Origin of the sequence: uncultured Succinatimonas sp., assembly GCF_905203285.1 — a bacterium.
Classification (GTDB): Bacteria; Pseudomonadota; Gammaproteobacteria; order Enterobacterales; family Succinivibrionaceae; genus Succinatimonas.
The window spans coordinates 1-13,697 of record NZ_CAJKVK010000059.1 but is presented as its reverse complement, the minus strand read 5'-3'; the positions used below and the strand labels follow the sequence as shown (position 1 = coordinate 13,697).

Annotated in this window: 13 protein-coding genes; 7 read left to right on the top strand and 6 right to left on the bottom strand. The window is 41.2% G+C overall.

Translation table 11 applies throughout. From position 1 onward, the window contains the following. Positions 1–122: 122 nt before the first annotated feature. From pntB to QZ019_RS06885, 6 genes are all read right to left on the bottom strand, one after another. Complete coding sequence (gene pntB, locus QZ019_RS06910; protein WP_009143161.1) at positions 123–1,628, bottom strand: Re/Si-specific NAD(P)(+) transhydrogenase subunit beta; 1,506 nt, start codon at positions 1,626–1,628, stop codon at positions 123–125. 24 nt (positions 1,629–1,652) lie between these two features. Then, positions 1,653–3,185 carry a Re/Si-specific NAD(P)(+) transhydrogenase subunit alpha gene (locus tag QZ019_RS06905; RefSeq protein ID WP_009143160.1) on the bottom strand — a complete coding sequence of 511 codons (1,533 nt, stop codon included), beginning with the start codon at positions 3,183–3,185 and terminating at the stop codon, positions 1,653–1,655. Between the two features lie 271 nt (positions 3,186–3,456). Beyond that, the gene (rimI, locus tag QZ019_RS06900; protein WP_295483541.1) at positions 3,457–3,927 is read right to left on the bottom strand and encodes a ribosomal protein S18-alanine N-acetyltransferase; all 471 of its coding nucleotides are present in this window, start codon (positions 3,925–3,927) and stop codon (positions 3,457–3,459) included. Beyond that, positions 3,924–4,247, bottom strand: a complete 324-nt coding sequence (locus QZ019_RS06895; protein ID WP_009143158.1) for a hypothetical protein — start codon at positions 4,245–4,247, stop codon at positions 3,924–3,926. The genes rimI and QZ019_RS06895 overlap by 4 nt, the downstream gene beginning before the upstream one ends. A 3-nt stretch (positions 4,248–4,250) precedes the next feature. Further along, complete coding sequence (locus QZ019_RS06890; protein ID WP_249083071.1) at positions 4,251–4,628, bottom strand: VOC family protein; 378 nt, start codon at positions 4,626–4,628, stop codon at positions 4,251–4,253. 32 nt (positions 4,629–4,660) lie between these two features. Further along, complete coding sequence (locus QZ019_RS06885; protein ID WP_295483538.1) at positions 4,661–5,389, bottom strand: MBL fold metallo-hydrolase; 729 nt, start codon at positions 5,387–5,389, stop codon at positions 4,661–4,663. Between the two features lie 145 nt (positions 5,390–5,534). Between QZ019_RS06885 and yddG the strand changes: the two genes are divergently transcribed. The 7 genes from yddG to QZ019_RS06850 all read left to right on the top strand — a co-directional run bounded on the left by yddG (position 5,535) and on the right by QZ019_RS06850 (position 13,376). Beyond that, positions 5,535–6,416, top strand: a complete 882-nt coding sequence (yddG, locus tag QZ019_RS06880; RefSeq protein ID WP_249083069.1) for an aromatic amino acid DMT transporter YddG — start codon at positions 5,535–5,537, stop codon at positions 6,414–6,416. Positions 6,417–7,347: 931 nt separating this feature from the next. After that, positions 7,348–8,025, top strand: a complete 678-nt coding sequence (locus QZ019_RS06875; RefSeq protein ID WP_009143153.1) for a response regulator transcription factor — start codon at positions 7,348–7,350, stop codon at positions 8,023–8,025. Next, positions 8,010–9,080, top strand: a complete 1,071-nt coding sequence (locus QZ019_RS06870) for an ATP-binding protein (RefSeq protein WP_295483533.1) — start codon at positions 8,010–8,012, stop codon at positions 9,078–9,080. Before QZ019_RS06875 ends, QZ019_RS06870 begins: the two co-directional genes overlap by 16 nt. 223 nt (positions 9,081–9,303) lie before the next feature. Beyond that, entirely contained in the window at positions 9,304–10,857 is a 1,554-nt protein-coding gene (locus QZ019_RS06865; RefSeq protein WP_295483530.1) for a dolichyl-phosphate-mannose--protein mannosyltransferase, read from the top strand. A gap of 44 nt (positions 10,858–10,901) precedes the next feature. Then, entirely contained in the window at positions 10,902–11,657 is a 756-nt protein-coding gene (locus QZ019_RS06860; RefSeq protein WP_277296535.1) for a glycosyltransferase family 2 protein, read from the top strand. Next, positions 11,650–12,285, top strand: a complete 636-nt coding sequence (locus QZ019_RS06855; protein ID WP_009143148.1) for a lipid-A-disaccharide synthase N-terminal domain-containing protein — start codon at positions 11,650–11,652, stop codon at positions 12,283–12,285. Before QZ019_RS06860 ends, QZ019_RS06855 begins: the two co-directional genes overlap by 8 nt. After that, positions 12,285–13,376: an NAD-dependent epimerase/dehydratase family protein gene (locus QZ019_RS06850; protein WP_294564432.1), complete on the top strand. Its 1,092-nt coding sequence runs from the start codon at positions 12,285–12,287 to the stop codon at positions 13,374–13,376. Before QZ019_RS06855 ends, QZ019_RS06850 begins: the two co-directional genes overlap by 1 nt. The last annotated feature ends 321 nt before the right edge of the window (positions 13,377–13,697 follow it).

Sequence of the window (13,697 nt, the reverse complement as noted above, 5' to 3'; positions counted from 1 at the left end):
GCTTTGATTATGAACTCTGCTGATAGATATACAAAAAAGAGCAGAGTTCAGGCTTCGCAATATCACTACTGCGAAGGTTATTTCTATTAATGATTAAACCTAAAAACAGGTCAACGCATTAATTATTTATCAAGATCTGCAACGATCTCTTCAACGGTCTTCTTGGCGTCACCGAAGCACATTGCAGTGTTATCCTTGAAGAACAACGGGTTCTGTACACCGGCGTAACCTGCGTTCATGGAACGCTTGAAGACGACAACGTTGCGAGCCTTCCAAACCTCGAGTACCGGCATGCCGGCAATCGGGCTGTTCGGGTTCTCTAAAGCTGCAGGGTTTACGGTATCGTTAGCGCCGATAACGAGTACGGTATCGGTGTTCTCGAAATCGTCATTGATTTCATCCATTTCAAATACGATATCGTAAGGAACCTTGGCTTCAGCAAGCAATACGTTCATGTGACCGGGCAGACGACCTGCAACCGGGTGAATGGCAAAGCGAACTTCAATGCCGCGAGCCTTTAATTTCTCGGTTAAGGAAGCGACAGCAGCCTGAGCCTGGGATACGGCCATACCATAGCCCGGAGCGATAATGACGGAGCTTGAATTCTTCAAGAGTTCAGCAACTTCATTAGGCTTTAACTCATGATACTCGCCCATTTCCTCATCGCCTGATGCTGCAGCACCTTCGTTGCCGAAGCCGCCTGCGATAACGGAAATAAAGGAGCGATTCATAGCCTTACACATGATGTAAGAGAGAATAGCACCTGAAGAACCTACCAAAGCACCGGTTACGATAAGGAGGTCATTGCTTAACATAAATCCTGATGCGGCAGCGGCCCATCCTGAATAGGAGTTAAGCATGGAGATAACGACCGGCATATCGGCACCGCCGATTGCGGCAACCAAATGTACACCAAAGACCAAGGCAATAAGAGTCATGATGACAAGCGGAACGATGGAAGCCTGAGAGGCGGCCATGAACCAAATCATCAAGAACAAAGATACAACCAAGGCAGCTAAGTTAAGCCAATGACCGCCCGGGATAACGAGAGGAGCGGACTTGAAGACTCTTAACTTATAAGTACCGTTTAACTTGCCGTATGCGACGATAGAGCCGGTGAAGGTTACGGCACCGATGAAGATGCCGAGGAAAATCTCAACTAAGTGAGTGTTGAGCTCGGCACGGGACATGGTGGTACCGACATTGGCGGCAGCCTCGCTTGCGGCAGCCATAATAGCGGCAACCTGAGCTTCGGTAGCACCGACCGGAATGGTTACGGTCTCAGGAGCTACGGCACCTAACTCTAAGAAAGTGTTATAACCGACCAAAACAGCAGCCAAACCTACGAAGCTGTGCAAGCAGGCGATAAGCTCCGGCATCTGGGTCATAACGACTTTGCGGGCAACGTAGATACCGATACCGGCACCGATTGCCATGGCGACGATAATAAGGATAAAGCCTGTGGGGGTCTCAACCTGGGCAAAAGTTGCCAGCAATGCAATGGTCATACCGACCATGCCGGAGAAGCATCCCATTTTGGCGGTTTCCTGCTTGGACAATCCGGCTAACGCCATGATGAACAGCAGTGCGGCCAAAATATAGGCCATATGAACAATTCCGAATTCCATTTTTCTTATATCCTCCGACCTACACTACTGCTTCTTGAACATTGCCAGCATGCGGCGTGTTACGGCAAAACCGCCGAAAATGTTGATTGAAGCGATAAGCACGCCGATAAAGGCCAAAATACCGATAACGACACTGCCCGAGCTTACCTGCAACATCGCGCCGACCACGATAATGCCTGAAATAGCGTTAGTGACCGACATAAGCGGAGTATGGAGGGAATGGGTAACATTCCAAACTACGTAGTAGCCTACGACGCAGGCCAATACGAACACGGTAAAGTGCGGCAGGAATTTTTCCGGAGCAAACAAGCCGATAAGAGCGAAAGCGACAACCAAAATGGAGACGCAGAATCTCTTAAGCTTAGGAGAAACCTGTTTTTGCTCAACTTTCTTAGGCGGCTCGGCAGGCTTTGCTGCAGGAGCTGCTGAAACGCTGATCTTAGGAGGCGGGAAGGTGACCTCACCGTCTTTGGTAACAGTCATATTGCGCAGAACGACGTCTTCAAAATCAATGTTGATCTGACCGTCTTTGTTCTTGCACAAAAGCTTCATCAAGTTAACGAGGTTAGTTGAATAAAGCTGTGAGGACTGGGCCGGCAGACGAGCTGCAAGATCGGTATAACCGATGATCTTAACGCCGTTGTCGGTAGTAAATACCTGACCTGCCTTGGTCAACTCGCAGTTACCGCCGGTAGCAGCTGCCAAGTCAACAATTACGGAGCCTGATTTCATGCTCTCGACCATTTCCTTGGTGATAAGGCGAGGAGCAGGCTTGCCAGGAATTGCAGCGGTGGTGATGATAATGTCGACTTCTTTAGCCTGTTTTGCAAAAAGCTCCATCTCGGCTTTGATGAATTCATCGGACATTACCTTGGCATAACCGTCTGATGAGCTGCCGTCTTCATTCTTAAAGTCAAGCTTCAAGAACTCACCGCCCATGGACTTAATCTGGTCGGCTACTTCAAGACGGGTATCGAACGCACGGACGATAGCGCCCAAGGAGTGAGCTGCACCGATAGCGGCAAGACCGGCAACGCCGGCACCGATTACCATTACCTTTGCAGGAGGAACTTTACCTGCTGCGGTAACCTGACCGGTAAAGAAACGACCGAATTCGTGAGCAGCTTCGATTACAGCGCGATAACCGCTGATGTTGGCAGTTGATGACAAAGCGTCAAGAGCCTGGGCGCGGGAAATACGCGGTACCATGTCCATAGCGAGGACATTGACCTTCTTGGCATTTAATGCTGCGACTAAATCTTCATTCTGGGCAGGACGAATAAAGCTTACAAGAGTCTGACCTTCTTTTAACAGCTTAACTTCATCTTTATTGGGAGCATTTACTTTGAAAATGATGTCACTGTTCCAAACATCGTTGCCTTTGGCGATCTTTGCGCCGGCAGCTTCATAAGCGGCATCATCAAAGCTGGCGGCAGCACCTGCCGCGCTCTGAACTGCTACTTCAAAGCCCAACTTTATAAGTTTAGTTACGGTATCGGGAGTGGCGGCCACTCTGGTCTCACCGTGTAAACTTTCCTTTGGAATACCTATGAGCATGGCTTAATCCTACATTTATTAAGGCTTTAAAGCCTTTGTTATAGTCAATAGTCACTAGACAGAACAAATGTCTGATTCTACAAATTAATTATTATAAACGCTTAAAAGTTAGATATGGTCTTATGCACGGCAAAAGGATGATGTGTATCGCAATTATGAAAAGAATAATGCACGAAAAGTGCACAAAAGTAGACACGAATCTAATTTGATATATGAAAGATAACAACGGTGAAAAAGAATAAACCGTAAAATTTCCGCAGACCTTATTAAATTAAAGTTCTGAAACCATGGTATAAGCATCTTCAGCAGGTAAAACTGCGGTTTTAACGTAATAGTTTTTACGTATGCCGTTTTTTTTAAAACCTGCTTTTTCATATAAGGAAAGAGCAGGAAGATTTGAAACTCTTACCTCTAAAAAACATTTTTTAGCCCCGCGCTTTTTAACTTCAGATAAAGCCGCTGACAAAAGGCTTTTGCCAAGGCCTCGTCCCTGAAATTCAGACATAATTCCGATAGTTAAAAGCTCGGACTCATCAAGCACCGTCTGCATGACTGCAAATCCGACGAGCTTTTTATCTAAAAAACAGCCTATAACGATATTGCCGTTAAAACTTTTTGCAATACCGTCAAAAGTCCACGGCGATTTATGCGCGCTTATTTCGATAGCGTAAAGTTCTTCAAGAAGATCCTTTGTAGGCTCTTCTTTAAGGACCTTGCATTCAATTAATCTTGAATCCGTCACAATCTGCCCTTAAAGCGTTCTTTTAAAAAGTTCCACAATTCTGCCTTGTCTTCATTTAAATAAAACACGACAGCATCTCCCTTGACCTTAGTTCCCATGCGAACCAGCACAACGCAATTTGCGTCATATTCCGCATCTTTAACAAAAGCTGCGGTTTTAATGTTTTTACTTAAAAGAAACTGATTTAATCCTTTAATGTAGGGAAACTCAGCTTCCATATCAATATAAACGTCAGATAAAGGCATGGAAGGTCTTGTTAAAGCACACTTAAAATTTACTCCGGGCTTTACTTTCCAGCTTATTCTTGAAAAATCAGGCATTGCTTATTTCACCGGTAAAATTTCAATCCAGTAATCATCCGGATCGTGAATAAAATAAAGCCCCATCTTCTCATTTTCATAGCACACACAGCCCATTTCTTTATGAAACTTGCGTACTTCATCATAATCACCTTCAACGCGCAGGCACAGATGACTCTCATTGTCGCCAAGCTCGTATGGCTCTTTTCTGTCTTTAAGATAAGTAAGTTCTAAAGAAAAAGAGGTAGCTTCATCACCTAAATAAACCAAGGTAAAAGATCCGTCGGATGCTTCCTTGCGTCTTATCTCGCTAAGTCCTAAAGCTTTTTTATAAAAAGCGATGCTTTTATCTAAATCCGTAACGTTGATGTTGAAATGATCGAATCTGCCTTTAACCTGCATAACCGCTCCTTGTTTTCTTTTCTGCCAATATTTTACCAAGGCAATGAAAATTTCTGACCGCGCTTTTTAATATTTAAAAGAAGAACATCATGCTCTTTGGCACTTTGCAGAAGTTTTTCATCATCCTCAGGTTTATCCCAAAAGTGCATCGGTGCCAAAACCTTAACGTTAAAAGCATCCAAAAACTGTCTTGCACCTCGGGATTTTTCTTCATGAAGCCTAGGATCTACCGGGAACATCACTAAATCAAAAGACTGTTTGTCTTTTTTTATATATGAAAGTTCATCAAGATATGATTTTTCATATCCCTGCCATTCCTCCTGCGTACTTTCATCCATCCAATGCCAATTATTAAGATCGCCTGAATGAAAAATCTCTTTTTCTTCAAGATTTACGGCAAAAGAAACTCCGATATCGGTAGAACCGAAGGCTTTCACCTTAATCAGATCATCTTCAAAACTGCCGCCTTTTCTTAACTTTATATAATCCTGATCTTTTACGTATTTAAAACACTTGCGTGCAATATCTGCCGATAAGATATAAACGATATTGTCTTTCTTTTCTTTAAATTTGAAGATCTCGGGATTGAAATGATCTTGATGAAAATGACTTGAAAACACGTATAAAGGCTCAGGACGCTTTAATAATTCTTCATGGACGAAGCCATGCTCTTTATCCGTGTCCTCATAATAATCAAAAAGCAAACTTGCCTTATCGCTTAATACCGCAAAACCGCTGTGAAACACGTACACAAGTTCCATTAAAAGCCTCTTACAAATCTTTTCCTAAATATAGGCCATTTCATTTAAACAGATTAATACTTCTTTTTTCAAGAAAAGTAAAAAGACAAAACTACATTTACAAAAGCCAAGCGTAAAATACTTTCGTTTTTTAGGAATGATTAGTATGCAAATATCTCACGGTACTTTAATCGGCATCTGCGCAATTTTATTGTGGAGCACTCTTATAGGACTCATGCGCATAGTAAGCGACGGGCTTGGTCCTCTTTTAGGCCCGGCTTCAATTTATGCCGTAGCCTTTGTCATTACCTTAATCTGCACGGGGTTCCCGCGTTTATCGTCTTTTCCGCGTTCTTATTTAATTTTAGGCAGTATCCTTTTTGTCGCATACGAAATTCTGTTGTCTTTATCCATAAGCTTTGCCGAAAACTCCCGTCAGGCAATTGAAGTTGCAATCTTAAATTATTTATGGCCCGCCTTAGTCGTGATCTTCTCAACCTTTCTTAACCATCAAAAAATACGGATATGGATTATTATCGGGATCTGCTGCTCCATGTACGGGATCTGTACCGTTCTAGGCGGGGAATATGATTTTAATTTAGATGAGATCCTAAAAAATTTAAGTTCAAATCCTTTAAGCTACATCTTTGCAACAGTTGCTGCTTTCTTATGGGCAATCTATTGCTCAGTCACCGCTAAAATTTCCAAAGGACAAACTTCCATCACCTTCTTTTTACTGCTTATCGCCATCGTGCTCTGGTCTTACGGACTAACGTTTAATACCTATGCTGTGAATTTTGATTTAAAAACCGCTTTAGCCTTACTGTGCGCCGGAGCTGCAATCGGTCTTGGCTATGCGGCATGGAACAAAGGCATGGCTTGCGGCAACGTCAGAGTCCTTGCTGTCCTTTCTTATTTCATCCCGATTTTATCGACACTTGTATCATCATTAATGCTTAACACGCCATTATCCTTTACTTTCTGGAAAGGAGTCCTGTTTGTCTGTTTGGGGTCAGTTTTTTGCCTAAAGTCACTTAAAAAGAGCTAAACAACGATTATTAAATTCTTAATATCTTCTTTTAATTCTGTTTTGTAAAAAAGCAGCGTTCAATGATAAGCAATCAGCGGAAGTGCCGCAAAAGGTGACATTTCGGGACTTAAAATTGCATTAAACACCGGTTTGGATTCAGGTCTTACAATTAATGAAATCAAAGAAGTATGAATTCAGACTTACGCCTACTGCGGATTTTCCCGCAGCGTTAATGCGCTAAAAGCTTTCATTAAAACACTCAAAATGCGTAAAGCAAACGGCATTAACAATCCTATCGGCCCTGAATCTACCCCTAGAGAACAATCAAACGATATTTCTTTTGGTGCTGAGAATCAGCGTCATATTTTCTGACGTGAAGCAAGAGTTAGATTCAGTACTCCTGAAAAATTACCTGATAATGCCAATGAAATACAAAAAGAATTCTTTAACTACTACCGTAATCCGGAATGCGGTCAGCACCCTCGTTATGCAGGTATAAGATATACCAGAATACCGGCATTATCCAACTTCTATCCTTTCGCTCAACTAGCAGATATTTCTCCGCGCCCGACGCTGTTTATCGCAGGAGAAAAAGCACATTCAAAATATTTCAGTTAGGATGCTTATAAACAAGCTGAGTTTCCTAAGAAGCTTTACATAGTAAAAAAGCCAACCACGTTGATCTGTATGATCAAATGGATAAAATTCCCTTTGATAAAATTGAACAATTTTTCAAAGAAAATTTAAAATAATATCTAGAAGCTACCGTAAAAATACTTTTGCGGTAGCAAATAATCTTGATTCATAACATACTGCTAATTAAAAACGCTCGACTTCTACTATTGTCATAAAAATCAACCGAACATATCAGATACAATAACAAAAGCGCATAGCCAGTGTTTAAGGCAAAATTTGAGTTAATAAAACACAGCGACATTATTTTAATGAAATGAAACTGTTAATTATCGAAGATGAAAAGGAACTGTCAAACAATATCGTGACGTATCTAAGTTCCGAAAATTATGTATGCGAACAAGCTTTCACCTATGAGGAGGCTCAAATAAAATTGGACCTCTACGACTATGACTGCGTTTTACTTGATCTGATGTTGCCAGGAGGAAACGGCTTAGATATCCTTCGCGATATCCGTCGCCGCCATAATCCGGCAGGCGTAATCATCGTATCGGCAAAAGATTCTTTAGACGACAAAGTGAAAGGATTGGAAATCGGTGCTGACGATTATTTGCCCAAACCGTTTCATTTAGCAGAGCTTTCAATGCGTATCTATGCAATCATCAGGCGCAAAGCTTTTGCCTCAAACAATACACTTTACAGTAACAATATAGAAATAGACCTTCTCGGCAAAACGGTAAAAATAAATGATCAATCTATATTGCTGACAAGGACAGAGTATGAGCTCTTGCTCTTTTTTATAAGTAATAAAAACCGAGTTGTTTCAAAAGCATCCATTGCCGAACACATTAGCGGAGAAATGTCCGACTTGCTTGATAATCATGATTTTATCTATTCGCATATAAAAAACTTAAAAGCAAAACTGGCAAAGTCTGGCATAAAGAGTTGCATCAAAACAGTGTATGGAGCCGGATATAAATGGACGGAAAATTAAAAAGAAAAAGCCTTGCCCAAAAGTTGCTGTTATCTTTCGTCGGCTGTATTGCAGTCTTGCTGTTGCTTGCCTTGCCGTTATTTTATTTTCTAACTGAAAGTTTCTACGCTGAAGACATGATTAATATCATTCAGGCAGTAAACAAAGGCAAACCTATCCCTACGCTTGATCTTGAAGAAGATATAATTCAAGGCGTAATGATTCAATTCGGCGTCATAATGTTGGTACTGGCTGCGGCAATTATACTGACGCTGCGCTTTATCACCGCACGTATATGGAAACCTTTTGAAGAAACCTTGCGCCGTTTGGAGAGTTTCAGACTAGAAAACGAGGTCCTGCCAACATTACCTGACTCCGATGTGGCAGAATTTGCCCGTCTTAACAAAACATTACAGTCATTGATGCAAAACAGCATCAATAGCTACAAAACGCAAAAAGAGTTTACGGAAAACGCCTCTCACGAATTGCAGACTCCTCTTGCGGTTTTCCAAAGTCAGCTTGATCTCTTACTGCAGCAACCGAAATTGACTAAAGCCCAGGCTGAAATAATACAAAGACTTTACGAAGTATCAAATCGTCTTGCGCGTTTAAACCGCAGCTTGCTTTTGCTCGTCAAAATAGACAACAGGCAATATCAGCAGATGGAAGATATTAATTTATCTTCTTTTATCGAAAAATTAATGCCTTTTCTGCAAAACGTTACCGGCGATGTTTCCCTGCATCAAGAATTTAATAACACTGCATTGACAATCCGTGCCAATCGTACGCTACTGGAAAGTCTTGTGAATAATCTTATCGTCAATGCCGTCCGCCACAATCGACCTCAAGGAGAGATCTCCATTTTCGTCTCAGATAGAGAACTTGCCATATCCAATACTTCAGATGAACCGGCACTTAACGATAAATTAATCTTCAGCCGCTTTTACCGTCCCTCTGAAAAAGTAAAAGGCAATGGGTTGGGATTATCCATTGTAAAAGCCATCTGCGAATATCACGGTTGGGCAATAAAATACCGCTATTTTGATAACAAGCATATTTTTATCGTCACGTTCTAAGTTTCTCCAAAATTTCTCCCAAAAAGGCAACGATGCGGGTCTATCCGTTGCAAAAACTATCTGCAAATATCACGACCGGGCAATAAAATACTGCTATTTTGATAAAAAACATATTTTTATCGTCACGTTCTAAAATTCTCCAAAATTTCTCCAAAATCAGTTCATATACTTGTTTCAAGTATTAAAAAACGGGCTTTTTTATAAACCTGAAAAAAAACTGAGCATGGCAGCGAAATTTTTTGAAAAAAACGCGTATTACATTGTGTTTTGTCTGGCATTATTGCCTATATTGGTTTTACGCGATTTTACCCCGACCAATGAGTTGAGATATCTCAGCATTGCCGATGAGGCTTTGCGCAACCATACATTTTTTTCCTTTACCAATCACGGTGAACCGTATACCGACAAACCTCCGCTCTATTTATGGTTTGTCATGCTAAGCAAATGGCTTTTTAACAGCCATCCAATGTTGTTTTTGTCCTTGGCCTCGCTCATTCCGGCAATTGCAATTGTCAAAATAATGGACAAATGGACAGAACCTGAACTTGGTGAAAATAACAGGAACATCGCAGGAATGATGCTCCTAACGAGCGCCTTTTTTACAGGGCTAGCCGTTACCTTACGCATGGACATGCTGATGTGCCTATTCATAGTCCTGGCACTGCGCTCTTTTTATCAAATGGCGACAACACCCCAACTTGACAAAAAAGCGTCCTGGCTGTTTCCTATTTACATATTTCTTGCCATTTTCACCAAAGGCCCTGTCGGATTGCTTGTTCCCTTATGTTCTACAGTTGTTTTCCTTTTATGGACAAGAAAAATAAAACAAATCGGCAAATATTGGGGATGGCGAACCTGGGGAGTTTTATTAGTAGCCTGCATTATCTGGTTTAGTGCCGTATTCCTTGAAGGCGGAAAAGATTATCTTAACAACCTCCTGTTCCACCAAACCTTGGATCGTGCGGTAAATTCATTCCGCCACCAAGAACCGTTTTACTATTATTGTAAGACCATATGGTATTCCTTGGCTCCCTGGTCATTTCTCGTTGTAGGACTGCTTGTCGCAGCGCTTGGCAAAAGACTTATCTTAACGCAACTGCAGCGTTTTTACTGCACCGTTGCCCTTACAACCTTCATTGTACTTTCGCTTATAAGTTCAAAATTAGAAATCTACATGCTGCCTGCATTTCCGTTTATGGTCTACCTTGCAGTACTGTATTTACCGCGATTTAAAGACAAAGTATGGATAAATATACTTTTTGCCATACCGGCTGCGTTATTTGTCATAGTGCTGCCAACAGTCATATTCCTCTCATTGTTTAGCGACCTCACTTATTTAAGACATTGGGCGGTTTATGCTGCAGCTGCGATTTTAGCCGCAAGCGGATTAATGGCATTACATAACATTTCTCGGCTGCAAAAAGATGTGTACGTCGGAATACGCATGCTTGCAATCGGCTTTACCTGCACTCTATATATGCTAGGTTGGGCACTCCCTTCCATCAACCCATGGATTGGATATAAAGATTTGTGTCAAACGGCACAGAATATAGCAGAAAGAAAAGAGACAACAAATTTTGCCGCATGGAACGTTAGAAGAGCCGAAAACATTGATGTCTATTTAGGAAATCCGGTTCAAATCATACCGGATTCAGAAGAAGCAAAAACACACTTACTCCATAACACGGTACTGATGTTGCCCGTAGGCCACTTGAGTTCATTTGAAGTCAAAGAGTCTTGGACAGTCGGAAAATATGCCGTCATCTTCCTTGAATAAGGAAAACCGTCTTTGCATAAAAAAATCCGATAAGAGAGGGAAAAATGGAAACTACAAACAAAACCTCGGATTACGAACTGACCGTCATCGTTCCTGTTTTTAATGAGGAAAGCAACATTGATGACTTAGAAAAGCAATTGTCATCTTTTTTACCGCAATCACTTTATAAAACCTGTGTAATGTTCGTAGACGACGGATCCACAGATGACAGTCTGCAACGAATAAAGACAATATGCAGCAGGAATAACGATTTCTTTTTTCTTGCCTTAGCGCATAACGGCGGATTAAGCGCTGCTTTGAAAGCCGGTATTGATGCTACCGAATCAAAATTCGTTGGATATATGGATGCAGATCTGCAAACTGCTCCCGTTGATTTCAACCTGCTGCTTCCATACATAAGTGACTACGAAATAGTGATCGGGATCCGCGCAAAACGCCAAGATTCTTTCTTTAAAAAGATGCAGTCACGCATAGCCAACGGATTTCGCAGAATAATGACAAATGACGGAGTTCAGGACACCGGTTGCCCTTTGAAAGTCATACGCACTCAAAATGCCAAACGTATTCCGTTTTTTACAGGAATGCACCGTTTTCTTCCGGCTTTAATACTGTTGCAGGGAGGCAAAATAAAGCAAGTCACAGTCCGTCATTTCCCTCGCGTGAACGGCGTATCTAAATACCATTTATGGAACAGGCTGATTTCACCTTTCTTGGATTGTTTTGCTTATCGCTGGATGAAAAAACGCTACATCAATTACATGATTACTGAAGAAAATTATTTAGAGCAAAAAAATGGATAGCACCATTTTCATATTATCCATAGGCTTCCTTGCCCAGGCCTTTTTCTCAGCCCGCATCTTGGTGCAGTGGATATTATCCGAAAGAGCTCGCAAAGTTCTATCTCCCAGTCTTTTCTGGGCGTTTAGTCTTATTGGTTCTTACCTGCTTTGCATCTACGGATGGCTTAGAAATGACTTCGCTATTATTTTGGGGCAGTTCATATCCTATTACATTTATATATGGAACCTAAACATAAAAGGTGTCTGGCATAATCTGTACGCCCCCATACGCGTCATTTTGCTGTGTACTCCACTCATAGCCATTGCTTTTGTTATGAAAGATGCGGCAAGTTTTGCCGATGAGTTTTTATTTAATGATGAAGTTAAACCGTGGCTGCTGATATTCGGATCAATAGGACAAGTGCTGTTCACGATGCGCTTTATTTATCAGTGGCTGTATTCTCGCAAGAAAAAAGAATCGCAACTTCCTGAAGGCTTTTGGCTGATAAGCCTTATAGGATCATTTCTCATTCTGATGTACGGATGCTTACGAGCTGACCTCGTGCTTATTGTAGGGCAGATGTTCGGCGTCATTATCTATTTAAGAAACATTTATCTGATAACAAATGGGGAAAAAAGAGGTAAATGATGAAGGTATTAGTTACAGGATCTGCAGGATTTATAGGAGCAGCTTTAGTTAAAGCCTTGTTGAACAAAGAACACGAGGTTGTAGGAATAGACAATATCAATTCTTATTATGACCAAAACTTAAAATACGCAAGGTTATCCGATGCAGGAATAGAGACAAACGCAATTAATGAAGGCAAACTTACTGAAAGTAAGAAAACACCTTTATATCGTTTCATGAAAATGGACTTAACAGACCGCAGTTCTATGAACTCCTTGTTTGTAAAAGAAAAGTTTGACATTGTGATTAATCTTGCGGGTCAAGCAGGCGTCCGCTATTCAGTAGAAAATCCTTTTGCTTATGTGGAAAGCAACATCTACGGTTTCCTTAACATTCTTGAAAATTGCAGACACCATCCGGTAAAGCATCTTATATATGCAAGTTCAAGCAGCATTTACGGAATGAGTGATCACATACCTTACAAAGAGGAAGATAAAACGGATAAACCAGTTAGTCTTTATGCTGCAACGAAAAAGGCAGACGAACTCATGGCCTATTCTTACAGCAAATTATACGGAATTCCCGCCACCGGTTTACGCTTTTTTACAGTCTACGGTCCGTGGGGCCGCCCGGACATGGCTCCTTTTCTTTTTATGAAATCCATATTGGAAGGTAAACCGATACATGTGTTTAATCACGGCAACATGCAGCGTGACTTCACCTACATAGATGACGTGATATGCGGAATATTGCTTTTGCTTGAACATCCGGCAAATGAGGCCGTGCCTCATCAGATTTATAATATTGGACACTCAAGCCCGGTAGCCTTGATGGACTTCATAGAAACAATCGAAAAAGAAACCGGACGTAAAGCGATACTTAAGATGGAAAACATGCAGCCTGGTGATGTTTGCTGTACCTACGCTGACATCTCGCGTCTACAGCATGATTTCAGTTTTAATCCGCAGATCTCAATTGAACAGGGAATACATGCCTTTTATGAGTGGTATATGAATTACATACGCTCAAAGAACACCGCTCTTATCAGAATTTCATCCCGTAAGGATCAGTCAAATTTTACGATAAAAAACAAAATGATATCAGTTTTTTAAAAAATCTACATTATATGAATAATGTATGTATAAGTTCTCTTGAGAACAACTCAACTAATATAGTATTTTTATACACGGTTTTTTGTATGGATGATTTAAAAATTGAATTGCTAAGCAGTATTTCACGAATTATTTGCAACAAATATCCGCAAACAGGAATTTACAATACGAACTTACCTAATCTTTATATCCCGGATCGCCGTAATTTAAATATAGTATAAAATTTCATATCGCCGATTGACGATATCAGATCATACGGATCGCAGCTCTTTCATATCAAAGGGCAAAGCAGCATTAAGCAGCGACTTTTGCTCTGCCGTT

Bases quoted from the DNA above. Each gene is read 5' to 3' on its own strand.
- pntB (WP_009143161.1), bottom strand. From the start codon at position 1,628: ATGGAATTCGGAATTGTTCATATGGCCTATATTTTGGCCGCACTGCTG.
- QZ019_RS06905 (WP_009143160.1), bottom strand. From the start codon at position 3,185: ATGCTCATAGGTATTCCAAAGGAAAGTTTACACGGTGAGACCAGAGTG.
- QZ019_RS06895 (WP_009143158.1), bottom strand. From the start codon at position 4,247: ATGCCTGATTTTTCAAGAATAAGCTGGAAAGTAAAGCCCGGAGTAAAT.
- QZ019_RS06890 (WP_249083071.1), bottom strand. From the start codon at position 4,628: ATGCAGGTTAAAGGCAGATTCGATCATTTCAACATCAACGTTACGGAT.
- QZ019_RS06885 (WP_295483538.1), bottom strand. From the start codon at position 5,389: ATGGAACTTGTGTACGTGTTTCACAGCGGTTTTGCGGTATTAAGCGAT.
- yddG (WP_249083069.1), top strand. From the start codon at position 5,535: ATGCAAATATCTCACGGTACTTTAATCGGCATCTGCGCAATTTTATTG.
- QZ019_RS06875 (WP_009143153.1), top strand. From the start codon at position 7,348: ATGAAACTGTTAATTATCGAAGATGAAAAGGAACTGTCAAACAATATC.
- QZ019_RS06870 (WP_295483533.1), top strand. From the start codon at position 8,010: ATGGACGGAAAATTAAAAAGAAAAAGCCTTGCCCAAAAGTTGCTGTTA.
- QZ019_RS06865 (WP_295483530.1), top strand. From the start codon at position 9,304: ATGGCAGCGAAATTTTTTGAAAAAAACGCGTATTACATTGTGTTTTGT.
- QZ019_RS06860 (WP_277296535.1), top strand. From the start codon at position 10,902: ATGGAAACTACAAACAAAACCTCGGATTACGAACTGACCGTCATCGTT.
- QZ019_RS06855 (WP_009143148.1), top strand. From the start codon at position 11,650: ATGGATAGCACCATTTTCATATTATCCATAGGCTTCCTTGCCCAGGCC.
- QZ019_RS06850 (WP_294564432.1), top strand. From the start codon at position 12,285: ATGAAGGTATTAGTTACAGGATCTGCAGGATTTATAGGAGCAGCTTTA.